26 protein-coding genes are annotated in these 25364 nt (G+C 72.2%); 12 read left to right on the forward strand and 14 right to left on the reverse strand.

Going from position 1 to position 25364, the window contains the following annotated elements:
* Window positions 1-814: LysR family transcriptional regulator (locus AOK01_RS29230; RefSeq protein ID WP_055516929.1), on the reverse strand; the 814-nt coding region annotated here is incomplete at its 3' end.
* Between the two features lie 131 nt (window positions 815-945).
* Between AOK01_RS29230 and AOK01_RS29235 the strand changes: the two genes are divergently transcribed.
* The 5 genes from AOK01_RS29235 (at window position 946) to AOK01_RS29255 (ending at window position 6564) form a co-directional block, all read left to right on the forward strand.
* Window positions 946-1617, forward strand: a complete 672-nt coding sequence (locus AOK01_RS29235; RefSeq protein WP_055516930.1) for a succinate dehydrogenase — start codon at window positions 946-948, stop codon at window positions 1615-1617.
* A gap of 10 nt (window positions 1618-1627) precedes the next feature.
* Window positions 1628-3616, forward strand: a complete 1989-nt coding sequence (locus AOK01_RS29240) for a fumarate reductase/succinate dehydrogenase flavoprotein subunit (protein WP_425424768.1) — start codon at window positions 1628-1630, stop codon at window positions 3614-3616.
* Window positions 3613-4362, forward strand: coding sequence for a succinate dehydrogenase/fumarate reductase iron-sulfur subunit (locus AOK01_RS29245; RefSeq protein WP_055516932.1), 750 nt, complete (start codon window positions 3613-3615; stop codon window positions 4360-4362). Before AOK01_RS29240 ends, AOK01_RS29245 begins: the two co-directional genes overlap by 4 nt.
* 421 nt (window positions 4363-4783) lie before the next feature.
* On the forward strand, window positions 4784-5554 hold the full coding sequence (locus tag AOK01_RS29250; protein ID WP_055516934.1) for a GNAT family N-acetyltransferase: 771 nt from the start codon (window positions 4784-4786) through the stop codon (window positions 5552-5554).
* Window positions 5551-6564, forward strand: a complete 1014-nt coding sequence (locus AOK01_RS29255) for a lysophospholipid acyltransferase family protein (RefSeq protein WP_245702462.1) — start codon at window positions 5551-5553, stop codon at window positions 6562-6564. Before AOK01_RS29250 ends, AOK01_RS29255 begins: the two co-directional genes overlap by 4 nt.
* 2 nt (window positions 6565-6566) lie before the next feature.
* Here AOK01_RS29255 and AOK01_RS29260 read toward each other — a convergent pair whose 3' ends face one another.
* The gene (locus tag AOK01_RS29260) at window positions 6567-7613 is read right to left on the reverse strand and encodes an LLM class flavin-dependent oxidoreductase (protein ID WP_055516936.1); all 1047 of its coding nucleotides are present in this window, start codon (window positions 7611-7613) and stop codon (window positions 6567-6569) included.
* Between the two features lie 106 nt (window positions 7614-7719).
* On the opposite strand from AOK01_RS29260, the gene AOK01_RS29265 reads away from it, so the two are divergent.
* Entirely contained in the window at window positions 7720-8208 is a 489-nt protein-coding gene (locus AOK01_RS29265) for a phosphatase domain-containing protein (protein ID WP_055516937.1), read from the forward strand.
* Window positions 8209-8268: 60 nt separating this feature from the next.
* Here AOK01_RS29265 and AOK01_RS29270 read toward each other — a convergent pair whose 3' ends face one another.
* From AOK01_RS29270 to egtA, 5 genes are all read right to left on the reverse strand, one after another.
* Window positions 8269-8484, reverse strand: coding sequence for a dodecin (locus AOK01_RS29270; RefSeq protein ID WP_055516939.1), 216 nt, complete (start codon window positions 8482-8484; stop codon window positions 8269-8271).
* A 206-nt stretch (window positions 8485-8690) separates the two neighbouring features.
* Window positions 8691-9653: an L-histidine N(alpha)-methyltransferase gene (gene egtD, locus AOK01_RS29275; RefSeq protein WP_055516941.1), complete on the reverse strand. Its 963-nt coding sequence runs from the start codon at window positions 9651-9653 to the stop codon at window positions 8691-8693.
* Window positions 9650-10456 (reverse strand): ergothioneine biosynthesis protein EgtC, encoded by an 807-nt coding sequence (gene egtC, locus AOK01_RS29280; protein ID WP_055516942.1) that lies wholly within the window; start codon window positions 10454-10456, stop codon window positions 9650-9652. Before egtC ends, egtD begins: the two co-directional genes overlap by 4 nt.
* Entirely contained in the window at window positions 10456-11802 is a 1347-nt protein-coding gene (gene egtB / locus AOK01_RS29285; protein WP_055516944.1) for an ergothioneine biosynthesis protein EgtB, read from the reverse strand. Before egtB ends, egtC begins: the two co-directional genes overlap by 1 nt.
* Window positions 11799-13151, reverse strand: coding sequence for an ergothioneine biosynthesis glutamate--cysteine ligase EgtA (gene egtA, locus AOK01_RS29290; protein ID WP_079103852.1), 1353 nt, complete (start codon window positions 13149-13151; stop codon window positions 11799-11801). Before egtA ends, egtB begins: the two co-directional genes overlap by 4 nt.
* 258 nt (window positions 13152-13409) lie before the next feature.
* Between egtA and AOK01_RS29295 the strand changes: the two genes are divergently transcribed.
* The gene (locus AOK01_RS29295; protein ID WP_055516945.1) at window positions 13410-14249 is read left to right on the forward strand and encodes a TIGR02452 family protein; all 840 of its coding nucleotides are present in this window, start codon (window positions 13410-13412) and stop codon (window positions 14247-14249) included.
* Here AOK01_RS29295 and AOK01_RS29300 read toward each other — a convergent pair.
* The 3 genes from AOK01_RS29300 to AOK01_RS29310 all read right to left on the reverse strand — a co-directional run bounded on the left by AOK01_RS29300 (window position 14234) and on the right by AOK01_RS29310 (window position 16689).
* Entirely contained in the window at window positions 14234-14686 is a 453-nt protein-coding gene (locus tag AOK01_RS29300) for a type II toxin-antitoxin system PemK/MazF family toxin (RefSeq protein WP_382033165.1), read from the reverse strand. The genes AOK01_RS29295 and AOK01_RS29300 overlap by 16 nt on opposite strands.
* A 151-nt stretch (window positions 14687-14837) precedes the next feature.
* Window positions 14838-16325 carry an SPFH domain-containing protein gene (locus AOK01_RS29305; RefSeq protein ID WP_055516947.1) on the reverse strand — a complete coding sequence of 496 codons (1488 nt, stop codon included), beginning with the start codon at window positions 16323-16325 and terminating at the stop codon, window positions 14838-14840.
* Window positions 16326-16470: 145 nt separating this feature from the next.
* Complete coding sequence (locus tag AOK01_RS29310) at window positions 16471-16689, reverse strand: hypothetical protein (protein WP_079103853.1); 219 nt, start codon at window positions 16687-16689, stop codon at window positions 16471-16473.
* Between the two features lie 231 nt (window positions 16690-16920).
* Here AOK01_RS29310 and AOK01_RS29315 point away from each other — a divergent pair, with 231 nt between their 5' ends.
* Window positions 16921-17802, forward strand: a complete 882-nt coding sequence (locus tag AOK01_RS29315) for an LLM class F420-dependent oxidoreductase (protein WP_055516969.1) — start codon at window positions 16921-16923, stop codon at window positions 17800-17802.
* A 138-nt stretch (window positions 17803-17940) separates the two neighbouring features.
* Here AOK01_RS29315 and AOK01_RS29320 read toward each other — a convergent pair whose 3' ends face one another.
* Window positions 17941-18504 (reverse strand): NAD(P)H-dependent oxidoreductase, encoded by a 564-nt coding sequence (locus AOK01_RS29320; RefSeq protein ID WP_055516951.1) that lies wholly within the window; start codon window positions 18502-18504, stop codon window positions 17941-17943.
* Window positions 18505-18621: 117 nt separating this feature from the next.
* On the opposite strand from AOK01_RS29320, the gene AOK01_RS29325 reads away from it, so the two are divergent.
* Window positions 18622-19284 carry a TetR/AcrR family transcriptional regulator gene (locus AOK01_RS29325; RefSeq protein WP_055516953.1) on the forward strand — a complete coding sequence of 221 codons (663 nt, stop codon included), beginning with the start codon at window positions 18622-18624 and terminating at the stop codon, window positions 19282-19284.
* A gap of 99 nt (window positions 19285-19383) precedes the next feature.
* Window positions 19384-20430, forward strand: a complete 1047-nt coding sequence (locus tag AOK01_RS29330; RefSeq protein WP_190849421.1) for a LacI family DNA-binding transcriptional regulator — start codon at window positions 19384-19386, stop codon at window positions 20428-20430.
* 89 nt (window positions 20431-20519) lie between these two features.
* Here the strand turns inward: AOK01_RS29330 and trxA are convergent, their stop codons facing one another.
* A complete protein-coding gene (gene trxA, locus AOK01_RS29335) occupies window positions 20520-20909 on the reverse strand; it encodes a thioredoxin (RefSeq protein WP_055516958.1) in 390 nt (129 codons plus the stop codon).
* A gap of 122 nt (window positions 20910-21031) precedes the next feature.
* Between trxA and AOK01_RS29340 the strand changes: the two genes are divergently transcribed.
* The gene (locus tag AOK01_RS29340; protein ID WP_055516960.1) at window positions 21032-22477 is read left to right on the forward strand and encodes a dihydrolipoyl dehydrogenase family protein; all 1446 of its coding nucleotides are present in this window, start codon (window positions 21032-21034) and stop codon (window positions 22475-22477) included.
* Window positions 22478-22522: 45 nt separating this feature from the next.
* On the opposite strand, the gene AOK01_RS29345 is transcribed toward AOK01_RS29340, so the two are convergent.
* Entirely contained in the window at window positions 22523-23164 is a 642-nt protein-coding gene (locus tag AOK01_RS29345) for a peptide deformylase (RefSeq protein ID WP_055516962.1), read from the reverse strand.
* 210 nt (window positions 23165-23374) lie between these two features.
* Here AOK01_RS29345 and AOK01_RS29350 point away from each other — a divergent pair, with 210 nt between their 5' ends.
* The gene (locus tag AOK01_RS29350) at window positions 23375-24808 is read left to right on the forward strand and encodes a PepSY-associated TM helix domain-containing protein (RefSeq protein ID WP_055516964.1); all 1434 of its coding nucleotides are present in this window, start codon (window positions 23375-23377) and stop codon (window positions 24806-24808) included.
* Window positions 24809-24914: 106 nt separating this feature from the next.
* Here the strand turns inward: AOK01_RS29350 and AOK01_RS29355 are convergent, their stop codons facing one another.
* Window positions 24915-25262, reverse strand: a complete 348-nt coding sequence (locus AOK01_RS29355; protein WP_055516971.1) for a tetratricopeptide repeat protein — start codon at window positions 25260-25262, stop codon at window positions 24915-24917.
* Window positions 25263-25364 lie beyond the last annotated feature (102 nt).

The raw sequence follows: 25364 nt of genomic DNA on the forward strand, positions 1-25364 counted from the left end.
GTGCGATGGTCCGGGTCAACCCGGGCCGAGCCAGCGGCGTCACCCGCAACCCCCGCCCCGACCGCGTCGCCACCATCCGCGGTACCACGGCCACCCCGAGCCCCGCCCGGACGAACCCCAGCACCGCGTCCATCTCGCCGCCCTCCACCGCGAAGTCCGGCTCGAACCCCGCGGAGCGGCACGCCGCGACGGTCAGCTCGCGCAGGTCGTAGCCGTGCCGGAACATCACGAGGCGTTCCCCCTCCAGGTCGGGGACGCGCACGGTCCGCCGGCCGCGCCCCGGTGCGGGCGCGTCCGGTGACGACACCACGACCAGGTCCTCGCGCAGCACCTCCACCGTGGTCAGCGCGGGCGACGGCGTGGGCAGGGGCAGCACGACGAGGGCGAGGTCGAGGGCTCCGCGGGCCAGCTCCCGTACGAGGTCGTGGGAACCCCCCTCCTCGATCAGCAGCCTGATCCCCGGATACCGGTCGTGGAAGGCGCGCAGCACGTCCGGCAGCAGGCCCGTGCACAGACTCGGCGTCGCGCCGAGGCGGATCCGGCCGCTGCGCAGCTGGGCCAGCTCCTGCACCTCGTGCCGGGCCGTCTCCGCGTCCGCCAGGATGCGCCGGGCCAGCGGCAGCAGGGCCTCCCCGGCGTCCGTCAGCGTGATGTTCCCCCGCGCCCGGAGGAAGAGACCGGCCCCCAACTCCCGCTCCAGCGCCTTGATCTGCTGGGAGAGCGACGGCTGGGCCACATGGACCAGATCGGCGGCCCGGGTGAAGTGCCGGGTCTCGGCGACCGCCACGAAGTACTGGAGCTGCTGGAACTGCATGCGTCCATCGTACGTCCACGATAGGCAGTGGCTATGGAAACGAGCCGGACCATGTCTTGGACCGATCGGCTCTGCCGGGCCTAGCGTGCTGTCCCATGGCTCTGGCAACGCGGACGGACCGAAAACCGTCCATGACGCGCACCATGTGGGACTCGTCCGTCGGCAAGAAGACCGTGATGGCCGTCAGCGGCCTGATCATGCTGGCGTACCTGGTCGTCCACATGCTGGGCAACCTCAAGATCTTCTTCGGGTCGGACGACTTCAACCACTACGCGCACTGGCTGCGCACCCTCGGCGAGCCCTTCCTGCACTACGAGTGGGCGCTGTGGATCATCCGCGTGGTCCTGGTCGCCGCCGTCGTCGCGCACGCCGTCTCCGCGTACCAGCTCAGCCGCCGCGACCTCAGGGCGCGCCCCACCAAGTACGTGCACAAGAAGCCCCGGACCAGTTACGCGACGCGCACCATGCGCTGGGGCGGCGTCATCCTCGGGCTCTTTATCGTCTGGCACATCCTGGACCTGACGACGGGCACCGTGCACCCGGACGGCTTCCAGTCCGGACACCCGTACCAGAACGTGATCGACACCTTCTCCACCTGGTACGGCAGCGTCGTCTACATCGTCGCGATGCTCGCGCTCGGCCTGCACATCCGGCACGGCTTCTGGAGCGCGGCGCAGACCCTCGGCGTGGGCAGCCGTACCCGCGACCGGGCCTTCAAGACCATCGCCAACGCGCTCGCACTGGTGCTGACGGTGGGTTTCATCGCCGTACCCGTGGGCGTGATGACCGGAGTGGTGAGCTGACATGGACGAGATGGCCGATATCACCGACATGGGCGACATTGCCGCCGAATTCGCCGCCTACACGACCGGGGCGCCGGTCGTCGACACCAAGGCCCCCGGAGGACCGGTCAACGAGCGCTGGGACACCCGCCGCTTCGAGGCCAAACTGGTCAACCCCGCCAACCGCCGCAAGCACACCGTGATCGTCGTCGGTACGGGACTCGCGGGCGGCGCCGCCGGGGCCACACTCGCCGAACAGGGCTACCACGTCGTGCAGTTCTGCTACCAGGACTCGCCGCGCCGGGCCCACTCGATCGCCGCGCAGGGCGGTATCAACGCCGCCAAGAACTACCGCAACGACGGCGACTCGGTCCACCGGCTGTTCTACGACACCGTCAAGGGCGGCGACTTCAGGGCGCGGGAGTCCAACGTCCACCGGCTCGCCCAGATCTCGGTGGAGATCATCGACCAGTGCGTCGCCCAGGGCGTGCCCTTCGCCCGTGAGTACGGCGGCCTCCTCGACACCCGTTCCTTCGGTGGCGTCCAGGTGTCCCGGACCTTCTACGCCCGCGGCCAGACCGGCCAGCAGTTGCTGCTCGGCGCGTACCAGGCGCTGTCCCGGCAGATCGCGGCCGGCACCGTCGAGATGCACGCCCGCACCGAGATGCTCGACCTGATCGTCGTCGACGGGCGGGCCCGGGGGATCGTGGCCCGTGATCTGGTCACCGGGAAGATCGACACGTACTACGCGGACGCCGTCGTCCTGGCGAGCGGCGGCTACGGCAACGTCTTCTACCTGTCGACCAACGCCATGAACTCCAACGCCACCGCGATCTGGCGGGCCCACCGGCGCGGCGCGTACTTCGCCAACCCCTGCTTCACCCAGATCCACCCCACCTGCATCCCGCGCACCGGCGAGCACCAGTCGAAGCTGACGCTGATGAGCGAGTCGCTGCGCAACGACGGCCGGATCTGGGTGCCGAAGGCCAAGGGCGACGACCGCCCGGCGAACGAGATCCCCGAGGACGAGCGCGACTACTACCTGGAGCGCATCTACCCGGCCTTCGGCAACCTCGTACCCCGCGACATCGCCTCCCGGGCCGCCAAGAACGTCTGCGACGAGGGACGCGGCGTCGGCCCCGGCGGGCAGGGCGTCTACCTCGACTTCGCCGACGCCATCGGGCGCATGGGCCGCAAAGCGGTGGAGGAGAAGTACGGCAACCTCTTCGACATGTACGCGCGGATCACCGCCGAGGACCCGTACACCGTGCCGATGCGGATCTACCCCGCCGTGCACTACACGATGGGCGGACTCTGGGTCGACTACGACCTCCAGACCACCGTCCCCGGCCTGTTCGCGATCGGCGAGGCCAACTTCTCCGACCACGGGGCGAACCGGCTCGGCGCGTCCGCGCTCATGCAGGGGCTCGCCGACGGCTACTTCGTCCTGCCGTCGACGATCAACGACTACCTCGCCCGCAACCCGCACCGCTCCGGTGACGACGACGTGAACGACGAACACCCGGTCGTCCAGGAGGTGCTGGCCGACACCGAGGACCGGCTGCGGCTGCTGCTCGCCGTCGACGGCGACCGCACCCCCGACTCCTTCCACCGCGAACTCGGCGAACTGATGTGGGAGTTCTGCGGCATGGCGCGTACGGAACCGGGGCTGCGCAAGGCCCTGGAGCGCATCCCGCAGATCCGCGAGGAGTTCTGGCGGCGCATCAAGGTTCCCGGCACCGGCGAGGAGTTCAACCAGTCGCTGGAGAAGGCCAACCGCATCGTCGACTACCTGGAGCTCGCCGAGCTGATGTGCCTCGACGCGCTGCACCGCGACGAGTCCTGCGGCGGCCACTTCCGCGAGGAGTCCCAGACCCCGGACGGCGAGGCGGCCCGCCGGGACGAGGAGTTCACCTACGCCGCCGCCTGGGAGTTCACCGACACCGGTGAAGCGCCCGTCCTGCACAAGGAAGACCTCGTCTTCGAGTACGTCCACCCCACCCAGCGGAGCTACGCATGAAGCTCACCCTGCGCGTCTGGCGGCAGCAGAACGCCGACGCCGACGGAGCGATGTCCACGTACGACGTGGACGACATCTCGGCCGACATGTCCTTCCTGGAGATGCTGGACACCCTCAACGAGGAACTCATCCTCCGGGGCGACGACCCCGTCGCCTTCGACCACGACTGCCGCGAGGGCATCTGCGGCGCGTGCTCGCTCGTCATCAACGGCGACGCGCACGGTCCTGAGCGCACGACGACCTGCCAGCTGCACATGCGGTCCTTCGAGGACGGCGACACGATCGACATCGAGCCGTGGCGCGCCTCCGCGTTTCCGGTCGTCAAGGACCTCGTGGTCGACCGGTCCGCCTTCGACCGGATCATCCAGGCCGGCGGGTACGTCACCGCGCCGACGGGGGCCGCGCCGGAGGCGCACGCCACGCCGGTGCCCAAGCCGGACGCGGACTTCGCCTTCGAGAACGCGGAGTGCATCGGCTGCGGGGCGTGTGTGGCGGCCTGCCCGAACGGCGCCGCGATGCTGTTCACCTCGGCGAAGGTGAACCATCTCAACGTGCTGCCGCAGGGGGCGCCCGAGCGGGAGACGCGGGTGCTCGACATGGTGGCGCAGATGGACGAGGAGGGGTTCGGGGGGTGCACGCTCGCGGGTGAGTGTGCGACTGCTTGTCCCAAGGGGATTCCGTTGGTGTCGATCACGGGGATGAACAAGGAGTGGCTTCGGGCGACTCGGAAGTCGGGTCGACGGTAAGGCTCCGCGGTGCGGCTCCGCCGGTCGGTCGGTTGTCGGCTGCGGGTGCGTCGTGGCTGGTCGCGCAGTTCCCCGCGCCCCTTAAAAGCCAAAGGATTGCGCAGTTCCCCGCGCCCCCAAAAGTAGAAGATTGCGCAGTTCCCCGCGCCCTCAAGCAAAAGACTGCGCCGTTTCCCGCGCCCCTGAAAGCAAAAGACTGCAAGATCGTTCGCTGAAGGTGCGGACGGGCGGGGCCGTCGTGGTGCTCAACCCCGGTCCCGCCAAGCACCCTGCACCCCTGGCATTCAGCAAGCTCACACCCGGTCTCTCTCCGCGGGTTACTCGCCGGTCAGCCGGCGTCGGAAGAACAGGAGCGCAGGGACCGTACGCAACGGTCCGCCGCGCCGCTCCGCCGCATCCGGCCTGTGACCAGGAGAGAGCCATGACCGGCGTTTCCACGCTCGACAGCCCCCCACTGTCGACGGCACCCACCCGCTACACCGTCACCCTCGCCCGCGACGAGTCCGACGTCCGGGACGCCCAGCGACTGCGCCACGACGTCTTCGCCGGGGAGATGGGCGCCCTGCTGGCCACTCCCCGGCCGGGCCTGGACATCGACGCCTTCGACGCCCACTGCGACCACCTGCTCGTGCGCGACACCACGAACGGGCAGGTCGTCGGAACCTACCGGCTGCTGCCGCCCGAGCGCGCCGCGGTCGCCGGACGGCTCTACTCCGAGAGCGAGTTCGACCTCGGACCGCTGGCCGGAATCCGCTCCGGCCTCGTCGAGGTCGGCCGTTCCTGCGTCCACCCCGACCACCGCGACGGCGCCGTCATCGGTCTCATCTGGGCCGGCATCGCCCGCTACATGACCGACGGCGGCCACGAATGGCTGGCCGGCTGCTGCTCCATCCCGCTCGCCGACGGAGGCGCGCTCGCCGCGGGCGCCTGGGACCGGGTACGGGAGAAGCACCTGGCGCCCGACGAGTACCGCGTACGGCCGCTGCTGCCCTGGAGCGCCGAGGGCGTCACCCGGCCCGCCCGCACCGAACTCCCCCCGCTCCTGCGCGGATACCTGCGCCTCGGAGCCTGGGTCTGCGCCGAACCGGCCCACGACCCGGCCTTCGGCGTCGCCGACCTGTACGTGCTGCTGTCGATGCGCCGGGTCAACCCGCGCTATCTGCGGCACTTCCTCTCCCTCGTGCCCGCGTGATGAGCGCGCCCTCCACGGGTCGCACGGGTCTGGTCCCGCGCCCGCGTCGCGGCGGTGTGCCGGGCCTCCTCCGCCCGGCCTGGGCGGCTCCGGCCGGGCGGGAGCCGGCGAGCGCCTGGCTGCCCAGCGCCCCCTGCACCCCGGGGACCTGCGTGGAGTCCGCGCGGGCGGTCACCGCCGTCCCACGCGCCGTGCTGCGGCTGGTCTCGCTGCTCGTCGTGGTCGCCGCCGGAGTCGTACTGATCCCGGTCGTCGCGCGGGTTCCCGCAGCCCGGCGCGACCGGCTCGTCCGGGTGTGGTGCCGGACGATCGTACGTACCGCGGGCGTACGCGTACGGACCACCGGCGCGGCGCCGCCCACCGGGGGCCTGCTGCTGGTGGCCAACCACATCTCCTGGCTCGACATCCCGCTGCTCGCCGCCGTCCGGCCCGGCCGGATGCTCGCCAAGGCGGAGATCCGGCGGTGGCCCGTGGCGGGAGCGCTCACCGCGAGCAGCGGCGCGCTGTTCATCGAACGCGACCGCCTGCGCGCGCTGCCGGCGACGGTCGCGCGCATCGCCGACACCCTGCGCGGCGGCGCGGCCGTCGTGGTCTTTCCCGAGGGCAGCACCTGGTGCGGCCGGGCCCGGGGCCGGTTCCGCAGGGCCGCCTTCCAGGCCGCCCTCGACGCGGACGTGGCCGTCCAGCCGGTGCGCCTGCGCTACCGCCGGCGCGACGGGGGCGCGGTGACCACCGCGCCCGCGTTCGTGGGCAGCGACTCGCTGCTCACCTCGGTATGGCGGGTCGTGTCGGCCCGCGGCCTCGTGGCCGAGGTGCACGTCCCGCCGGTGCTCCCACCGGGCGGCGCTCCCGACCGGCGAACACTGGCCCTCGCCGCGGAGACGGCCACCGATCATCGGGCGACCGCCGACCACCGGGCGGCCACCGATCATTGGGTGACTGTCCACCACCGGCCGGCCGGCGCACGCCGGTTGCGTGCCCGCGACACAGTCACGTCTCGGTGCCTGTAAGGCTATTGGCCCTGGCTCGGAGTGCCCGGCGTGCTCGGTGGCCGGGCCGTACCGAGGTTCGCGATCCGCGCGAGCCTCCGGTACGAGTCCAGCAGCGCGTCCCTGTCGTACGTGCTGGTCGTGACCAGGACCTCGTCCGCGCCGGTCTCCTTGATCACCGTCTCCAGCTCGTGGGCGACCTGGTCCTCGGTGCCGGCGAGGTGGCCGGTGAGCCCGGACTCGTGGAAGCCGCGCTCCCGGTCGGTCATCGACAGGGCTTCGACGCGCTCGGCGGGCGGCAGCGGCGGGAACGTACCGTGCGTGCGCGAGTACGCCATCGACCAGGCCTCCGGAAGCAGCAGCCGGCGGGCCTCCTCGGGGGTCGCCGCGACCGCGACCGTGCCCGAGATGACGACGTACGGCTCCGGCGCCCAGCCGGACGGCCGGAACGTCTCGCGGTAGTGGTCGACGCCGCGCCGCATCTTCTCGCGGTTCCTGAGGTCGCCGATCACCATCGGCAGGCCGGCCCGGGCGGCGATCGTGGCGCCCTCGCCCATGGCCAGCACGAACGGCGGCACGGTCAGACCCTCGGCGGGGCGCGCGTGCACACCGGTCGGGGACGTGCCGCGGAACCAGCCGAGCAGCTCGTCCAGCTGCGCCGCGAAGTCGTCGGCGACGTCCTTGTCCCGGCCCAGCGCCTTCCGCACGCCGTCCGTGAACCCGACCGAGCGGCCCAGGCCCATGTCGATGCGGCCGGGGAACAGGGACTCCAGGACGCCGAACTGCTCGGCCACCACCAGCGGCTGGTGGTTGGGCAGCATGACCCCGCCCGTGCCCACCCGGATCGTGCGCGTCGCGGCGGCGACCGCGGCGGCCAGCACGGTCGGCGCGGAACCGGCGACCCCCGGCACGCCGTGGTGCTCCGAGACCCAGACCCGGTGGTAGCCGAGCTCCTCCAGATCCTGGGCCAGCCGCACGGTGTCACGCAGCGCCTCGGGGGCCGCGTGCCCCTCACGGGTGCGGGAGCGGTCGAGGACGGAGAAACGGGTCGACGCGATCACAGAGCTCACAAGGGGTTCAACAGCCGGGACGCCCCAGGATTCCCGGCCGCGGGAGGGACAGTAGAGAAAACGGCGTCCCGGGGCGGGCGGAGTACGGCGTCCTAGGGTGGGCGCTGTGACGAACAGCAGCAGGCCCCTCGCCGTCTTCGACCTCGACGGCACCCTCGCCGACAGCGCGCACCGGCAGCGGTTCCTGGAGCGCAGGCCGCGGGACTGGGACGCCTTCTTCGCCGCGGCGCCGGACGATCCGCCCCTGGCCGAGGGCGTGGCGCTGGCCCTGGAGCACGCCCAGGAGTGCGAGATCCTCTACCTCACCGGGCGGCCCGAGCGCTGCCGCGGGGACACGGAGGCCTGGATCGCCGCGCAGGGCCTGCCCGAGGGCCGTGTCCGGATGCGCCGCAACGACGACCGCAGGCCGGCCCGGCGGACCAAGCTCGAAATCCTCCGCGCGCTGGCCCGAGGCCGCGACATCAGGGTGTTCGTGGACGACGACGAGCTGGTGTGCGGGGACGCCGAACGGGCCGGATTCACCGTCGTACGGGCCCGCTGGGCCGCCACGTCGGCGGCCATGAAGGTGGCCCAGGAGCGCGAGGGGCGGACCTGAGGGAGCCGGCCCTCCCCGTGCGCGGGGGAGGGCCGGCCGGGGTGACGGCGGGGGGCGTCGTCAGTCCGAGTCCTCCAGGCGGAAGCCGACCTTCAGACCGACCTGGTAGTGCTGGACCTGCCCGTTCTCGATCTGCCCGCGCACCTGCGTGACCTCGAACCAGTCGAGGTTGCGCAGGGTCTGCGAGGCCCGGGCGACGCCGTTGCGGATCGCCTGGTCGACGCTCTCGGGCGAGGTCCCTACGATCTCGGTGACCCGGTAGGTGTGGTCGGACATGCGGGTGCTCCTCTCCGCCGTGGCCCGTGTGCCACGCGTCATTCCACGGTGCCCCAGGAGACGGGGGACCGCGAGACGGAGGACCGCGAGATGTGGGGCCGGGAGGTGCCGGGTGCGGGTGCGCTGTGGCTGGTCGCGCAGTTCCCCGCGCCCCTGAAAGCGAAAGACCAGCCCCCACCGACCCGCAGCAGACGACCGGTCGCCGGTCACCGGGCCGTGCTCAGTGACAGCGCGAACCTCCCCTCGGTGTCCGTCCACCAGTGCGTGAGTTCGAGCCCGGTCGCGGCCAGTTCCGCGCGTACGCCCTCCTGGCGGAACTTCGCCGACACCTCGGTCCGCATCTCCTCGCCCTCGGCGAACTCGACGGCGAGATCGAGCGCGGGGATCTTCACGGTCAGCGCCGAACCGGCGCGCAGCCGCATCTCGATCCACTCCTGCTCGGCGTTCCACCGGGCGACATGGGTGAACTCGGCCGGGTCGAAGTCCGCGCCGAGTTCGCGGTTGACGACGGTCAGCACGTTCTTGTTGAACGCGGCGGTCACCCCGGCCGCGTCGTCGTAGGCGGAGACGAGCACCGACTCGTCCTTCACCAGGTCGGTGCCGAGGAGCAGGGCGTCACCGGGCGACAGCAGGGAGCGTACGGATGCCAGGAACGAGGCACGCTCGGCGGGCAGCAGGTTGCCGATCGTGCCGCCCAGGAACGCGACGAGCCGCGGTCCGGGCGTGCCGGGCAGTACGAGACCTCCGGTGAAGTCGGCGATCAGCGCGTGCACGTCGAGTGAGGGTCGCTCGGCGAGCAGCGCCCGGCCGGCCAGGGTGAGCGCGCTCTCGCTCACGTCCACCGGCACATAGGTGTGCAGGCCGGGCAGCGCGTCGAGCAGATGCCGGGTCTTCTCGGACGATCCCGAGCCCAGCTCGACCAGGGTGCGGGCGCCGGTCGCCGCCGCGATCTCGGGGGCCCGGACGGTGAGGATCTCCCGTTCGGCGCGGGTGGGGTAGTACTCGGGCAGCGCGGTGATCTCCTCGAAGAGCTCGCTGCCGAGCGCGTCGTAGAACCACTTCGGCGGGAGCGTCTTCGGGGTGCGGGTCAGACCGTGCAGGACGTCGGCGCGCAGCGCGGCCTCCGTGGCGTCCTCGGGCAGGGTGCGGGTGACCAGGAACGGACTCACGTACGGGGCTCCTTGCTCGCTGCCGATGTGTTCTGTGCGGATGCCGGATGTGCGCCGATGTCCTTGAGCGGGCTGAGCAGGACGTCCGTGCGGCTCGCGGTGAGCAGCGTGCGGTCCGGGACCTCCTGCCAGCGCGGGTCGTCGTCGTACGGCTCGGACGCGACGACGGTGCGCGGGCCGGGCCCGGTCAGGTACCAGAGGGTGTCGCCCCAGGCGGTGGCGGCGATCGTCTCGCCGTCGGTGAGCAGGAGGTTGAGGCGTGAGCCGGGGGCCGCCGCCGCGACGTCGAGGACGGTGTCGGCCAGGGCCTGGCCCTCCTCGTCGCCGCCGCGCAGCCGGTTCAGGACCAGCGCCCAGACGAGCGCCGAGTCGCAGCGTGCCTCCATCGACAGCAGGTCCGCGGCGGGCAGCGTCCGGGCGAGCGGGGACAGGGAGTGCGGCCAGCCGGCGACCGCGCCGTTGTGGCTGAACAGCCAGCTGCCCGCGGTGAACGGCGCCGCCGCGGCCTCCCCGTCCGCGCCCGCCAGGGTCGCGTCGCGCACCGCGGCGAGCAGCGCGCCGGAGCGCACCACCCGCGTCAGGTCGGCGAAGGACTGGTCGCCCCAGACGGGCCCGGTACGCCGGTACCGCGCGGGCACCGGGTCTCCCTCGGCGTACCAGCCGACGCCGAAACCGTCGGCGTTGACGGTCCCGTGCCGCTGGCGCCGCGGCGCCCACGACTGCCGGTGGAGGCTGTGCGCCGGGTCCACGAGGAGCCGCCCCAGCGGCTCCCCGGGACCCACGTATGCCAGGTGACGGCACATCAGGCGCTGTCCGGACCGGCGTCCCGCGCGGTGCGGAACCCGGAGAAGATCTGCCGCCGGACCGGATAGTCCCAGTTGCGGAACGTCCCCCGGCAGGCCACCGGGTCCACCGCGAACGAGCCGCCGCGCAGCACCTTGTGCTCCGACCCGAAGAACACCTCCGAGTACTCCCGGTACGGGAAGGCGCTGAACCCCGGGTAGGGGAGGAGGTCGCTGGACGTCCACTCCCACACGTCACCGATCAACTGCCGTACGCCGAGCGGCGACTGGCCCGCCGGATAGCTGCCGGCCGGTGCCGGGCGCAGATGGCGCTGGCCGAGGTTGGCGTGCTCGGGCGTGGGGTCGGCGTCGCCCCACGGGTAGCGCGTGGAGCGGCCGGTCTCCGGGTCGTGGCGGGCGGCCTTCTCCCACTCGGCCTCGGAGGGCAGCCGCCGCCCCGCCCAGCGTGCGTACGCGTCGGCCTCGTACCAGCTGACGTGCAGCACGGGCTCGTCGGGCGGTACGACCTCGGTGGCGCCGAAGCGCCGCCGCAGCCACTGCCCGCCGTCGCGGTACCAGAACTGCGGTGCCTCGATGGAGTGCGCCCGGATGTGGGACCAGCCCTCCGGCGCCCACCAGCGCCGGTCGGTGTAGCCGCCGTCCGCGATGAACGCCTGGTACGCCTCGTTCGTCACCGGGGTGGTGTCGATGAAGAACGGCGGCACCAGACGCGCGTGGGCCGGCCGTTCGTTGTCGAGGGCCCACGGCTCGGTGGACGTGCCCATCGTGAACGGGCCGCCGGGGACGAGCACTTCGGCGGGCCCGGTGAACGCGGGGGCGGGCAGCGGGTCCGGAGCCGTCAGGGCCACCGGTCCCGTGCGGAGCTGATGGGTGATCAGCATGGTCTCGTCGTGCTGCTGTTCGTGCTGGGCGATCATGCCGAAGGCGAAGCCGGCCTCGGTCAGCGGGGCGCCGGTGCCCTGGAACGCGGTGCTCTCCAGGATGTCCAGCGCCCGTCCGCGGACCTCGGCCGCGTAGCTGCGGGCTTCGGCGGGCGGCAGCAGGGGCAGGGAGGGCCGTTCGGCGCGCGGGTGCTCGAACGCGTCGTACAGGCCGTCGATGTCGGGCCGCATCGCGTCACGTCCCGCGACGGTCCGCAGCAGCCACAGCTCCTCCTGGTTGCCGATGTGCGCGAGGTCCCACACCAGCGGGGACATCAACGGCGAGTGCTGTGCGGTCAGTTCGGGGTCCTCGACACAGGAGGTCAGGAGCGCGGTGCGCTCGCGGGCCGTGAGCAGCGCCGCCAGCGCACGCTTCCTGAGCGTCTCCGGGTCGTCGAGCGGGGTGCCGGTACCGGGGGCGGTCATGGGCGCAGGTCCTTCCCGTGGAGCTGGTGTTCCGTGTCGTGGAGCGGATGGCCGGTGTCGTGCAGGAGATGACCGGTGCCGAAGGCGTCGTCGAGCACGCCGTCGAGCACGTCGTCGGCGGGGCAGCGGCCCCGGGCCACGTAGCGGTCGGTGAACTCGGCGACCGCCTGCCGCACCGCGTCGCTCGCGCCGATCCGGGGCAGCGCGTCGGCGGCCGCCGCGAAACAGGTGACGGCCGCCTCCCGCAGCTCGGGGTCGGCCAGGCCCGAGCGGGCGGCGGTCGTCCACAGCGGGTTGGCCGGTGCGGGCAGTGAGCCGGTCCGTTCGGCGAGCGGTTTCACCGTCCGGTACGCCGTCTCGGCGGCCTCCGGGTCGTCGAACAGCGCGGCCGTCACGGCGAGCGGCACGATCCAGCCGTCGTCGCCCGGCTGCGCGTCGATCATGCGCAGCTCCAGGTGGCCTCGCGGGCGCACCGGCGGGAACAGGGTCGTCTGGTGGTAGTCGAGGTCCTCCTGGTCGGGGGGTGCGTCGGACCGGGTCCACGCACGGAAGCTCAAGTCCTCCGGCACGTCCCAGGGGCCGCTGGGCGCCCGGACGCACATCACCGGCGCGTCCAGGACGTGCCGCGCCCAGGCCGCCCGCGGGTCGCCGTCGAGGGGCGGGGCGCTCGTGCGGCCCGGGTCCATCGCGGCCCACAGGGACTGCCGGGTGGAGCGCCAGCCCGTGGGCCGGCCCCGGGCTATCGGGGAGTGCGCGAACGCACCCACCAGCACCGCGCCCAACTGGTGCGCCAGCTGCCAGCGCCGCCCGAGACCGAGCGGGCCCGGCTCCTCGTATCCGGCGTCCAGACAGACCTGGACGGAGGCGGAGGAGCACATCATGGCGCGGCCCTCGGGGCCCGTACGGTCGAGGCAGGTCTCCATGGCGTCGTAGCGCGGCTCATGGAGGAACCGGGTGGGTTCGTGCCAGGGTTCCTGGCCCAGTCCGCTGAGGGCCAGGCCTGCCTCGCGCAGTGCCGCTCGTACGGCGACGAGGTCGGCCGAGACGGAGTCGATGCACTCCATCAGGGAGGCGGCGGGTGCGGAGCTGAGCTCCAGCTGGCCGCCCGGTTCGACAGTGACCGTCGAACTCAGGGGCAGGGCCCGCACTGCGGCGTAGGCCGTTTCGCGAAGTGCCGGTGGTACGGGGAGCCGCGGTGAGCGCGGCTCGTGGACGAGCCATTCCAGTTCCACACCGAGGAAGCGGGGCGGTCCGGTCTTGAAGCAGATGCCGCGGACTAGAGCCTCCACTTCGGCCTCGGTGACGGGGGAGCGCCGGGGCTCCGAACAGTCACTCGCCGAATCGGACATGTCGGGATCCTCCTGAGATTCCACTCATGCCGTCGGCCCGGCTTCGGTTGGGCCGGGCCGACAGTCGCTCGTACCACCCAAAACCCTTACGCCGATTCGCACAAGGGTGCGTATCGGAGCTCACAGGGGTCAGGAAACTCTGTTGCGGCGCCGTACCAGGATCGCTCACCATTCGTTCATGGGCACGACGGGGAGTGCGACGGGGGCGTCGGGGGAGATCGCGTGGGAGGCGGTCATGGGGCCTACAGGGGTGGCGCCATGAGCGCCCGGCTGCGCGCGATCGCGCGGCAGACGGAGGAGATCGTCGCGGCGGGTTCGTACCGCGCGTCCGACGGGCGCGAGGTGTCGATCGCCGCGGCGGTGGCCGCCGCCCGGGCGGGCACACGCATGTACGGACCGAAGCCCGCGGAGACACCGGATCCCGGTCCCGGTATCCACCCCCTGGCCACGTCCTTCGAGGTCACGGGCGAGAGCAGTCTGGAAGCGGCCCGTCGGCTGACCGGGCCGCCGGTCGCGGTGCTGAACTTCGCGTCGGCGCGCAATCCGGGCGGGGGATATCTGAACGGCGCGCAGGCCCAGGAAGAGGCCCTGTGCCGGGCGTCCGCGCTCTATAGGTGCGTGGTGGAGGTCCGGGAGTTCTACGACCACCACCGGACACACCGCGATCCCTTCTACACCGATCGGGTGATCCACTCACCGGCCGTCCCGGTCTTCCGCGACGACCGGGGAGCCCTCCTCGACGAGCCGTACACCGCCGGATTCCTGACCGCCGCCGCACCCAACGCCGGAGTGATCGCGCGCACCGCGCCGGAGCGCACGCCCGAGCTGCCGCGTGCCCTCGCCTCCCGCGCCGAGCGCGTACTGGAGACGGCCGCGGCGCACGGTTACCGGCGGCTGGTGCTCGGCGCCTGGGGCTGCGGGGTCTTCCAGAACGACCCCGCGCAGGTGGCGGAAGCGTTCCGCGCGCTGCTCAGTGAGGGCGGCCGGTTCGCCGGCTCCTTCGAGCACGTCGTGTTCGGCGTCCTCGACGGTACGAGGGGAGCGGTGGTCCGGGGTGCCTTCGAGCGGGCGTTCAGGGCCGCTCAGCGCCAGCCGTAGCGCTCCCGCAGCCGGTGCACGACCAGGTTGAACCGCATCCGGTCCAGCGCGCACGCCTCCCGGCGCATGCCCCTGTCGTGCAGCCGCAGCACCCGGTCCACGTCCACCCACGAGTCGCGCCCCGACCGGTCCCACGGCCCGCTGCCGATCGGCACCCACTCGCGGTCGCCGTTGTGCCGCTTGCTCGACAACTGCACGGCGAGGAACGTACCGGCGGCCTCCCGGGCGACCACCAGCACCGGGCGGTCCTTGCCCCGCCCGTCGTTCTCCTCATAGGGCACCCACGTCCAGACGATCTCACCCGGGTCCGGGTCACCGTCGTGCGCGGGCGAGTACTCGGTCCGGACCCGGCCCACCTTCCGGGCATCGGCCTCGGTGGTGGCGGAGGGCCCGAACCGCCCGGGAACATCTGGCTCGACAGAAGCAGTCACGCCCACACGCTAACCCGCGCCCCGTCCAGGCCGTTGCCCGCACCCTTTTCGACGAGGGCCGCGGGCAACTGCTGCCTTTTCAGGGGCGCGGGGAACTGCGCGCTCAGCCACCGCCGGCGCGCAGTCGGCAACGAAGACCCGCCCCGACGGCGAGTTGCTACGCGTCCCCCTCCACCGGCACCTTCTGCGAAGCAGTAGCCGCAGGGAACCCGTTCACGGCAGAACCCTCCCGCCCCGCCTGCCCGTTCGTGTTCATGGACGCGAGCAACTGCCGGGCAAGGCCGAGCCCGGTCCCGCCCATGGTGAGCGCCTTGGCGAACATGTCGGACATCCCCTCCGCGCCGTTCAGCAGCACCATGTGCTCCACGTTCCCGAACGCCCCCGCACCGGCCCTGACGATCTCCGGCCAGTTCTCCGCGAGTTGCTGCGCGACCACCGCCTCCTGGTTCTCGGCCAGCGCCGCGGCCCGCGCCGCGATGGCCTCCGCCTCGGCGAGCCCCTGCGCCCGGGTCGACTCCGCGATCGCGAGTCCCTTGGCCTGCTGGGCGGCGGCCTCCGCCTCACCCGTGGCCCTGGTCGCGGTCGCGGCGGCGGCCCCGCGTGCCTTCGTCGCCTCGGCCTCGGCACCCGCGGCCGTCTTGACCCGGGTCGCCTCGGCCGCCGCCGCGAGCTCCGTCTCCTTCGCCTTGGCCTGCGCGGCGGAGATGCGGACATCGCGCTCCGCCTCGGCCAGCGTGCGCTTCTCGTACGCCGTCGCGTCCGCGGGCTTGCGGACGTCCGTCTGGAGCTGCTGCTCACGCCGGTGCGACTCCAGCTCGGCGACGCGTGTCTCCTGGACCACGACCTCCTGGCGGGCCGCCGCGTCGGCGAGCGGGCCCGCCTGCCGCGACTTGGCCCCGGCGTGGTCGCGTTCCGCCTGGTACCCGGCCTGGAGGATCTCGCTGTCCCGGGTGGCCTCCGACATCCGCGCCGCGGCCTGCTGTTCGGCCTCGGTGGCCAGCCGGTTGGCCTCGGCCTGCGCGATCCGGGCGTCCCGCTGGACGGCCGCCGCGTGCGGCATGGCCAGGTTCTTGATGTACCCCGTCGGGTCCTCGATCTCGTGGATCTGCAGCGAGTCGACGATCAGCCCCAGCTTCTCCATCTCCGTACCGCACGCGGCCCGCGTCTGGCCGGTGAGCTTGTCGCGGTCGCGGATCATGTCCTCGACGGTCAACCCGCCGACGATGGACCGCAGATGACCGGCGAACACGTTGTGCACCCGCTCCGCCATCAGCTTCTGCTGGTCGAGGAAGCGGCGGCCCGCGTTGGCGATCGACACGAAGTCGTCGCCCACCTTGAAGATGACCACGCCCCGCACCTTGAGCGGAATGCCCTGGTGGGTCACGCAGTCCACGGACAGCTCGGTCTCGTTGAGGTCGAGCGAGAGTTTGCGCACCGCCTGGACACCCGGCATCACGAGCGTGCCGCGCCCGGTGACGATGCGGAAGCCCATGCCTTCCTCAAGGCCCTCGGTGCGGTGCTTCGAACCGGAGATGATCAGTGCTTCGTTGGGCTCGGCGACCCGCCACATCAGCTTGAAGACGACCACGACGAAAATAAGAGCGAGGACCGCTGCCCCCGCTACGACGCCGACAATCATCGGCATACGCCCCCTGTTGCATGGTGCCCTGTCGGCACCGAACGAAGGGAGTGTGCGCCCGCGCGGGCCCGGGGGAACAGAGGCCGACGCGTCCTTGGGACATCCTTGATACGTACGACACGCTCACCTGACCCGGACGTCCCCGGCGGGCTCAACTGTCGTACGCGGGCGACACGTACACCGTCCGCGGCGGCAGGTACTCCACGACCATCACCACCGTGCCCGACTCGATACGGTCCTTCGCGGAAGCGGGGTACGCGAGGAAGTGCTCGGCGCCGCCCCGGACCCGGACGATCACCTCGCCGACGAGCCCGGGTCCCACCGTGCCGGTGACCCGCCCCATGAGCCCCACCATCGACGCGTCGTTCATGAGCCCAGACTACGGCGCGTGGACGGGAACCGCGGCCCCGATGTCTACCGCGCGGTAACCTCCGAATGGCCCATGCGGTACGGGAGAGGCAACTTCCTTCGTGCGGAAGGCGGTTCGCCCGCCGGAGGCGTGGGGCGGACGCCCCGGCCTTGCCTTCGAGTGCTCTTCAAGTTCTACCGTCACGAGAGTCGGCAACGGTCCGGCGGTGATCCCAGGGCGACGGAGACGGACATGCGGGTCGGCGTGCACATCAACCGGTTCAACCACCCCGGCGGCGCGGTGGCGCTCGGCCCCGAACTGGCCGCCGCGGGCGCCGCCGCCGAGGCCGCGGGGGTGAGCTGGCTGTCGGTCATGGACCACTACTTCCAGATGGAGTTCAACGGCGGCGCCGAGGATGCCATGCTGGAGTCGTACACGACCCTCGGCTTCCTCGCGGCCCACACCTCCACCGTCCGGCTCGGGACGCTCGTGACCGGGGTGACCTACCGCCGTCCCGGACTGCTCGCCAAGATCGCCACCACGCTCGACGTGCTGTCCGGCGGCCGGGCCACCCTGGGGATCGGCGCGGCCTGGTACGACCGCGAGCACGCGGGCCTCGGTGTCCCGTTCCCGGCGCTCGCGGAGCGCTTCGAACGGCTGGAGGAGACGCTGCGGATCTGTCTGCAGATGTGGGACCCGCAGGCGAACGGGCCGTTCGAGGGCAAGCACTACCGGCTCGCCGAGACCCTCTGCGTACCGGCTCCGGTGAGCACGCCGCGCCCGGAGATCATGATCGGCGGCAGCGGTGAGAAGAAGACACTCCGACTGGTCGCCCGGTACGGGGACGCCTGCAACCTGTTCGCCTCGACCCCCGAGGAGATCGGGCACAAGCTGGACGTCCTGCGCGGGCACTGCGACGCCGTGGGCCGCGAGTACGTGGACATCCGCAAGACGATGCTGCACTCGGGCAATCCCGGCAGCCAGGCCGAACTCGACGCGTTCACACGGGAGATGGAGGACTACGCGAAGCTGGGCATCGAGACCGTGATCCTGGGCCCGCGCGTGGACGAGCCCGCCGAGTGGATCGAGCGCACGGCCGGCCCCGTGGTCGGGCGACTCGCCGGACTCGGCTGAGCCGGCACCGTACGGAGGAAACCGGCGGCGGCGCGGACGCCCACCGGGTGGAGCGGCGACACGGAAGGGGGCCGGAGCTCTCGGCTCCGGCCCCCTTCCGTGTCACGCGCGACGCGCGGGCCGCGGAACGTGTCGTGGTCAGGCGGCGACGGGCGAGTTCGCCTGGCCGTGCAGCTGCGCGATGACCTCGGCGAGCTGGGCGGTGACCTCGGCGTCGTCGGAGGGGTGCGTCTCGGCGAAGCGGACGACCGAGCCGGGGATGGAGAGCTTGACGTCCTCAAGGACCTTGGCACCGGCGATACCCGCGGCCTTGCGGGTCTCGTCCTGCGCCCAGACGCCGCCGAACTGGCCGTAGGCGGTGCCGACCACGGCCAGCGGCTTGGCGCTGATGGAGCTGGCACCGAACGGGCGGGACAGCCAGTCGATGGCGTTCTTCAGGACGGCCGGGATGGTGCCGTTGTACTCGGGCGAGAAGAGCAGCAGGGCGTCGACGCCGGCCACGGCCTCACGCAGCCGGGCGGCGGCGGCCGGGACGTCGCCCTCGACGTCGATGTCCTCGTTGTAGAAGGGAATGTCGGCCAGGCCCTCGAACAGCTCGATCTCGGCGCCCTCGGGCGCGAGCTTGACGGCTGCCTCGGCGAGCTGGCGGTTGTGGGAGCCGGCGCGAAGGCTGCCGACGAGCGCGAGAATGCGAACAGACATGGGGGACTCCAAGGAGGGTGAAACATTGCCGTTACGATCCGGACCGAGGTCCGTTTAAAGTTCTACCAGCCAAACGGACCACGGTCCAGTTTTCTTCCCCCGCGTTACGCTGTCTTCATGTCCGCCTCCCTGCCGCCCTTTCCGAAGCACCAGGAGCCGACCGACGAGCCCGTGCTCCTGGAGCTCGGCTCCGCGGCGGACGAGCCGTGCCTGCGCGCCGACGCGGCACGCAACCGCGCCCGGCTGCTGGAAGCGGCCACACTCCTGGTCGAGAAGCACGGAGCGGCCGGCGTCACGATGGAGGCGGTGGCCGTCGCGGCCTCGGTCGGCAAAGGAACCGTCTTCCGCCGCTTCGGCGACCGCACCGGCCTGCTGATGGCGCTGCTCGACCACTCCGCCAAACAGCTCCAGGCCGCCTTCCTCAGCGGCCCGCCGCCGCTGGGCCCCGGCGCGCCGCCGGTCGAGCGGCTGCGGGCGTTCGGGTGCGCCGCCCTGCGCCAGGCGGTCGACCACCTGGAGCTGCAACTGGCGGCCCAGCCGGAACCGGCCCGCCGCTACTCCAACCCGCCCCAGCGCCTGCTCTCCGGCCACGTCGGCCTGCTGCTGAGGGCGGCGGTACCGGACGCCGACGTGACTCTCCTGGCCCAGACGCTGATGGGTTACCTCGACCCCGCGCTGATCCACCACCTGACCAAGGAGTGCGGGATGCCGCTGGAGCGCCTGGAAGCGGGCTGGATCGACCTGGTCGCACGCGTGACACGTACGGAACTGCCGCAATAGGAAAGCGACTTGGGCCGCACCGCGCGCGACCGGGCGGAGCCGGACGTCCCGCGCGCACGGCGCCCCCCGGCCCCGGGCCCGCCCCCGGCTTCTGCGAGGATGCCGTACCTCATGGTGCAGATACCGAAACCGTCCGCCGCTCCGTCGCCCGCGCAGCGCTCCGTGCCGACGAGTGCCGATGTGGCCCGTCTGGCGGGTGTGTCCCGCGCGACCGTCTCCTACGTCCTCAACAACACCAGCGCCGTACGGATCAGCGAGCCCACCCGCCGCCGTGTCCACGCGGCGGCCGAGGAACTCGGGTACGTGCCGCACGCCGCGGCCCGCAGTCTGCGCGCCGGGCACAGCCGCATGGTCCTGATGCCCGCCCCCGACGTGCCCGTGGGCCCGCTCTACAGCCAGTTCTTCAGCGAACTCCAGTGGGCGCTCAGCCGTCTCGAATACACCGTCGTGCAGTACGGCGGCCTCGGCGTCCAGGGTGACGACGCGGCCCGCGCCTGGGCCGAGTTGCGACCGGTCGCCGTGCTGGTGCCCGGCGGCGGACTCGGTCCGCGGGGCGTGTCCGTGCTCAAACGGTCCGGCGCCCGGGCCGTCGTCACCCTCGGCCCCGAACGCGTCGAGGGCGCCCACGCGTTACTCATGGACCACCACGGGGTCGGCCGGCAGGTCGGCGCGCACCTGCTGGCCCGGGGCCACCGCCGGGTCGGTGTCGTGGTGCCCGAGGACCCCGGCCTGGAGATCTTCTCCAGGCCCCGGCTCGACGGCGTACGGCAGGCCCTGGCCGGCACGGACGCGACGGTGACCGAACTGCCGCTCGCCTACGAGGAGAAGGCCGCGGCCGACCTCGCGGGGCGCTGGCGGGCCCTCGGCCTGGACGCCGTGTTCGCGTACAACGACGAGTTCGCGATGCTGCTGATGCGCGCGCTGCAGGACGAAGGGGTGGGCATCCCGCGGGAGACGGCCGTCGTCGGCGCCGACGACCTGATGCTCGGCCGGCTGCTGCGTCCCCGGCTCAGCACGGTCCACATCGAACTGCCGTCCGGCCGGGAACTCGCCGAACTGGTCGACCGCGCGGTGCGCGAGCCCGCCGCACCGCCCGAGACGTACCAGGTACTGGGCGCGAAGGTCGTGCACCGCGAGTCGAGCTGAACGCCCGGGACACGTGCCGTACGACCGGGACATGTGCCGTATGACACGTGCCGTACGGACCTGAACAGGCCCGGAGACCGGCTCCGAACCTACTCGGCCGTCTCCTGCGCCTCCTGCGTCTGCTGCTCGGCGACGGACTTGCGGACCTCGTCCATGTCCAGCTTCCGGGCCTGGCCGATGACGTCCACCAGCGCGGCCTCGGGCAGCGCCCCCGGCTGGGCGAAGATCGCCACCTGGTCACGGATGATCATCAGCGTCGGGATCGACTGGATGTTGAAGGCCGCGGCCAGCTCCGGCTGCGCCTCCGTGTCCACCTTGGCGAACACCAGGTCGGCGTTGGCCTCCGCCGCCTTCTCGTAGACCGGGGCGAACTGCCGGCACGGGCCGCACCAGGATGCCCAGAAATCGATCAGGACGAACTCGTTGTCCGTGACCGTCCGGTCGAAGTTCTCCTTGGTGAGCTCCACGGTGCTGCTCATGGTGTTGATCCCTCTTCCCTGGGTCTGTGCGGTGGCCGTTTGTGCACAACGGCGCAGACCGGCGCCGTATTCCGTGCACTACCCGTGTGGCCACGACCCACACCAACGACCAGACTGGCCCCATGACGGATACGGAAACCGATGAGACCCATGTGTACGACGTCGTGGTGCTGGGGGCCGGGCCCGTGGGGGAGAACGTCGCCGACCGCGCCCGCGCGGCCGGCCTCTCCGCCGCGATCGTGGAGAGCGAGCTGGTCGGCGGAGAGTGCTCGTACTGGGCCTGCATGCCCAGCAAGGCACTGCTGCGCCCGGTCATCGCCCGCGCGGACGCCCGCAGGGTGCCCGGCCTGCGCCAGGCCGTGCAGGGTCCCCTCGACGCGGCCGCGGTCCTCGCCCACCGCGACTACTTCACCTCGCACTGGAAGGACGACGGGCAGGTCCAGTGGCTCGAAGGCGTCGGAGTCGACCTCTACCGGGGGCACGGCCGGCTCGACGGACCGCGCCGGGTCACGGTCGAGGGCCCCGGCGGGGAGCGGCAGGTACTGACCGCCCGGCACGCCGTGGCCGTCAGCACCGGCACCCGCGCCGTGCTGCCCGACCTGCCGGGACTCGCCGAGGTCAAGCCCTGGACCAGCCGCGAGGCCACCGGCGCGCAGGCCGTCCCGGGCCGCCTCGTGGTGGTCGGCGGCGGAGTCGTGGGCGTGGAGATGGCCACGGCCTGGCAGGCACTCGGCTCCCAGGTCACGGTCCTCGTCCGCGGCAAGGGCCTGCTGCCCCGTATGGAGCCCTTCGCCGGTGAACTGGTCGCCGAGGCCCTCACGGAGGCGGGCGCGGACGTGCGTACGGGTGTCTCGGTCGAGTCGGTGACACGGGAAGGTACGACGGTCGTCGTCACCACCTCCACGGGTGACCGCATCGAGGCCGACGAGATCCTCTTCGCCACCGGACGCGCCCCGCGCACCGACGACCTCGGGCTCGAAACGGTCGGCCTCACGCCCGGTTCCTGGCTGGACGTCGACGACAGCTGCCGGGTCACGGGCAGCGACTGGCTGTACGGGGTCGGCGACGTCAACCACCGTGCCCTGCTCACCCACCAGGGCAAGTACCAGGCCCGGATCGCGGGCGCCGCCATCGCCGCCCGGGCGGCCGGTGTCCCGCTTCTGGAGACCGACCCCTGGGGCGCGCACTCGGCCACCGCCGACCACGCCGCCGTTCCCCAGGTCGTCTTCACCGACCCGGAGGCCGCCGCCGTGGGCCTGTCCCTCGCCGAGGCCGAGCAGGCCGGCCACCGGGTCAGGGCGGTCGACGTCGACCTCGCCACGGTCGCCGGCGCCGGCCTGTACGCCGACGGCTACCGCGGCCGGGCCCGGATGATCGTCGACCTGGACAGCGAGACCCTGCGCGGCGTCACGTTCGTCGGCCCCGGCGTCGGCGAGCTGATCCACTCCGCCACGATCGCGGTCGCCGGCGAGGTTCCGGTGAACCGCCTGTGGCACGCGGTCCCGTCCTACCCGACGGTGAGCGAGGTGTGGCTGAGGCTGCTGGAGGCGTACCGCGACGGGAAGTAGCGGACCGACTCCGAGGTGACCCACCGAGGGCGGCGGGGGCGCGGTTCAGAGGGGGAAGCCCAGCCCCTTCGCCGCCTCCGCCGGAGTCGGCTGGGTCCACCGCTCCGCCATCGCCTCGTTGGAGGACAGGGAGCGCAGTTCCGCGCGGTCGAGATAGAGCATGCCGTCCAGGTGGTCCGTCTCGTGCTGGACGATCCGCGCGGGCCAGCCCGTGAACACCTCGTCCACCGGGCTCCCGTGCTCGTCCTGCGCCAGCAGCCGCACCTCGGCCGGCCTCGCCACCACCGCCTGCCAGCCCGGCACACTCAGGCAGCCCTCGAAGAACGCCGCACGGGCGGCACCCACGGGCTCGTACACCGGGTTGACCAGGACGCGGAAGGGCAGCGGCACCCGGCCGCGTACCTCGCGGATCTCGTCCGGGACCGGCGCCGGGTCCTCGATCACCGTGAGGCGCAGGGGAACGCCCACCTGGGGCGCGGCAAGGCCGACTCCCGGCGCCGCGCGCATCGTGTCGCGCAGGGCCGCGACGAAGCGGGCCAGGAGCGAGGGGTCCAACTGGCCGTCGAACGGCTCGGCCGCACGGCGCAGCACCGGGTCACCGGCGGCGACGATCGGCAACGGGCCCGTACGGGAGAGCAGTTGCTCCACTTGGTCGCGCAAGGGCGTGAGGTCACTGGATGATGCCATCGCGCCAGCATGCCAAGCCGGGCGCCCGGGGCGCGAGGCGGCTCCCGGGCAGGGGCGAGGGCTTTCCGGGTACGGCACCGGCCCCCTCGGCTGACCTGTGACACACGCCACACAAACCTCCGGGAACTCGACGGCCCCGTCCACCGACTACTGCACCGCAACGGCCGAGTACGGCCCCGTCGTCCCCTGCCCGACCGGAGAAGCCAGCCGATGACCACCGCTCGCACGACCGAGACGGACGAGTCCCCGCAGTCCGTCGCTCCCACTCCCGCATCCAGACGCGGCGGTTGGGCGCCGCTTCGCCCGCTGGTGCTGCGGCTGCACTTCTACGCCGGAGTGCTCGTCGCCCCGTTCCTGCTCGTCGCCGCCACCACCGGATTCCTGTACGCGGCGTCGTTCCAGGCCGAGAAGATCCTCTACTCGCACGAGATGACCGTGCCCGTCGGCGACGAGAAGCTGCCGATCTCCGAACAGGTCGACGCCGCCCGCGCCGCCCACCCCGAGGGAACGGTCTCCGCCGTACGCCCCTCACCCGAGGGCGACGCCACCACCAGGGTGATGCTGTCCGGCGTCCCCGGCATCGGCGGGACCCACACCCTCGCGGTGTTCGTGGACCCGTACACCGCCAAGGTGCGCGGCGCGCTCGAACAGTACGGATCCACCGGCGCGTTGCCGCTGCGCACCTGGATCGACGAGTTCCACGCGAACCTCAGGCTCGGCGACAACGGCCGGCTCTACAGCGAACTCGCCGCCAGTTGGCTGTGGGTGATCGCGGCCGGCGGCCTGGTGCTCTGGTTCGGCCGCCGTCGTGCGCAGCGCAAGATACGCGGCACCAGCGGCCGCCGGCGCACACTCGGCCTGCACGGCTCGGTCGGCGCCTGGGTCGCGGTCGGCTTCGTCTTCCTCTCGGCGACGGGCCTGACCTGGTCGACGTACGCCGGGGCGAACATCGACGAACTGCGCACCTCGCTGCGCCAGGCGACCCCGTCGGTGTCGGCCGCCGCGGGCGGCGAGCACGAAGGACACGGCTCCGGCTCCGACTCGGCCGAGGGCGGTGCCTCGGGGAGTGCCGCCGGGGATGTCGGCCTCGACAAGGTGCTGGCCGCCGCGCGGGCGGAGGGACTGGGCGACCCGGTGGAGATCGTCCCGCCCGCCGACGCCTCGTCGGCCTACGTCGTCAGCCAGGTCCAGCGCAGCTTCCCCACCAAGCAGGACACCGTCGCGGTCGACCCGGCGACCGGCGAGGTCACCGACACGGTGCGCTTCGCCGACTACCCGGTGCTGGCGAAACTCACCCGCTGGGGCATCGACGCGCACACCGGTGTCCTCTTCGGCATCGTCAACCAGCTCGTACTGATGGCCGTCGCGCTCAGCCTGATCCTGCTGATCCTGTGGGGCTACCGCATGTGGTGGCAGCGGGGCCGCGCCTCCGCCTTCGGCCGTCCCCTCCCGCGCGGCGCCTGGCAGCAGGTGCCCGCGCACGTCCTCGTCCCACTGATGGCGGGCGTCGCCGTCCTCGGCTACTTCGTGCCGCTCCTCGGCATCTCACTGGCGGCCTTCGTCGCGGTGGACGTGATCCTGGGCGAGATCGCCTACCGGCGGGGCAAACGCACGTACGGGCCCGCCAAGGAGGCGGCGAAGTAGCAGGTTCGAGCAGGCCCGGAGCCCAGCGGCCGGAGCGAGGAGCCCGGCGGTCGTCACGCCGCCGGGCTCCTCGCTGCCTTGCCTGCCCTGCCCTGTTCTGTCCTGCTCACAGGGTGTCGAAATCTCCCGCGAGGGCCGAGGCCAGTCGCATATGCGGCTCGGCCTCGTCGTCCCGGCCCTGGCGCTGGAGCGTGCGGCCGAGCATGAGGCGGGCGTAGTGCTCCACGGGGTCCCGCTCGACGAGGACGCGCAGTTCGGCCTCCGCCCGGCTCAGCTGGGCCGAGTGGTAGTACGCGCGGGCCAGCAGCAGACGGGGGCCCGTCTCCTGCGGCACCTCCTCGACCAGGGCGCCGAGTACGCGCGCCGAGGCGGCGTAGTCCTTGGCGTCGAAGAACATCCGGGCGCGCTCCCAGCGCTCCGCGGGCGTCCCGTGGCCGTAGTACGTCGTGTCCATCGTGTCCACGTCCGACCTCCTTCGACGGGCAGAACCACCTTAGTTTGTTGAATATTCCACGACCTATGGCGGTGGCCGGCCGGCGGGGGGACCGGACGGGGA

Source organism: Streptomyces aurantiacus (assembly GCF_001418335.1).
In the GTDB taxonomy this organism is placed as follows: domain Bacteria; phylum Actinomycetota; class Actinomycetes; order Streptomycetales; family Streptomycetaceae; genus Streptomyces; species Streptomyces aurantiacus.

Bases quoted from the DNA above. Each gene is read 5' to 3' on its own strand.
- AOK01_RS29235 (WP_055516930.1), top strand. From the start codon at position 946: ATGACGCGCACCATGTGGGACTCGTCCGTCGGCAAGAAGACCGTGATG.
- AOK01_RS29240 (WP_425424768.1), top strand. From the start codon at position 1,628: ATGGCCGATATCACCGACATGGGCGACATTGCCGCCGAATTCGCCGCC.
- AOK01_RS29245 (WP_055516932.1), top strand. From the start codon at position 3,613: ATGAAGCTCACCCTGCGCGTCTGGCGGCAGCAGAACGCCGACGCCGAC.
- AOK01_RS29250 (WP_055516934.1), top strand. From the start codon at position 4,784: ATGACCGGCGTTTCCACGCTCGACAGCCCCCCACTGTCGACGGCACCC.
- AOK01_RS29270 (WP_055516939.1), bottom strand. From the start codon at position 8,484: ATGTCCGACCACACCTACCGGGTCACCGAGATCGTAGGGACCTCGCCC.
- egtC (WP_055516942.1), bottom strand. From the start codon at position 10,456: ATGTGCCGTCACCTGGCATACGTGGGTCCCGGGGAGCCGCTGGGGCGG.
- egtB (WP_055516944.1), bottom strand. From the start codon at position 11,802: ATGACCGCCCCCGGTACCGGCACCCCGCTCGACGACCCGGAGACGCTC.
- egtA (WP_079103852.1), bottom strand. From the start codon at position 13,151: ATGTCCGATTCGGCGAGTGACTGTTCGGAGCCCCGGCGCTCCCCCGTC.
- AOK01_RS29295 (WP_055516945.1), top strand. From the start codon at position 13,410: ATGAGCGCCCGGCTGCGCGCGATCGCGCGGCAGACGGAGGAGATCGTC.
- AOK01_RS29305 (WP_055516947.1), bottom strand. From the start codon at position 16,325: ATGCCGATGATTGTCGGCGTCGTAGCGGGGGCAGCGGTCCTCGCTCTT.
- AOK01_RS29310 (WP_079103853.1), bottom strand. From the start codon at position 16,689: ATGAACGACGCGTCGATGGTGGGGCTCATGGGGCGGGTCACCGGCACG.
- AOK01_RS29315 (WP_055516969.1), top strand. From the start codon at position 16,921: ATGCGGGTCGGCGTGCACATCAACCGGTTCAACCACCCCGGCGGCGCG.
- AOK01_RS29320 (WP_055516951.1), bottom strand. From the start codon at position 18,504: ATGTCTGTTCGCATTCTCGCGCTCGTCGGCAGCCTTCGCGCCGGCTCC.
- AOK01_RS29325 (WP_055516953.1), top strand. From the start codon at position 18,622: ATGTCCGCCTCCCTGCCGCCCTTTCCGAAGCACCAGGAGCCGACCGAC.
- AOK01_RS29330 (WP_190849421.1), top strand. From the start codon at position 19,384: ATGCCGTACCTCATGGTGCAGATACCGAAACCGTCCGCCGCTCCGTCG.
- trxA (WP_055516958.1), bottom strand. From the start codon at position 20,909: ATGAGCAGCACCGTGGAGCTCACCAAGGAGAACTTCGACCGGACGGTC.
- AOK01_RS29340 (WP_055516960.1), top strand. From the start codon at position 21,032: ATGACGGATACGGAAACCGATGAGACCCATGTGTACGACGTCGTGGTG.
- AOK01_RS29345 (WP_055516962.1), bottom strand. From the start codon at position 23,164: ATGGCATCATCCAGTGACCTCACGCCCTTGCGCGACCAAGTGGAGCAA.
- AOK01_RS29350 (WP_055516964.1), top strand. From the start codon at position 23,375: ATGACCACCGCTCGCACGACCGAGACGGACGAGTCCCCGCAGTCCGTC.
- AOK01_RS29355 (WP_055516971.1), bottom strand. From the start codon at position 25,262: ATGGACACGACGTACTACGGCCACGGGACGCCCGCGGAGCGCTGGGAG.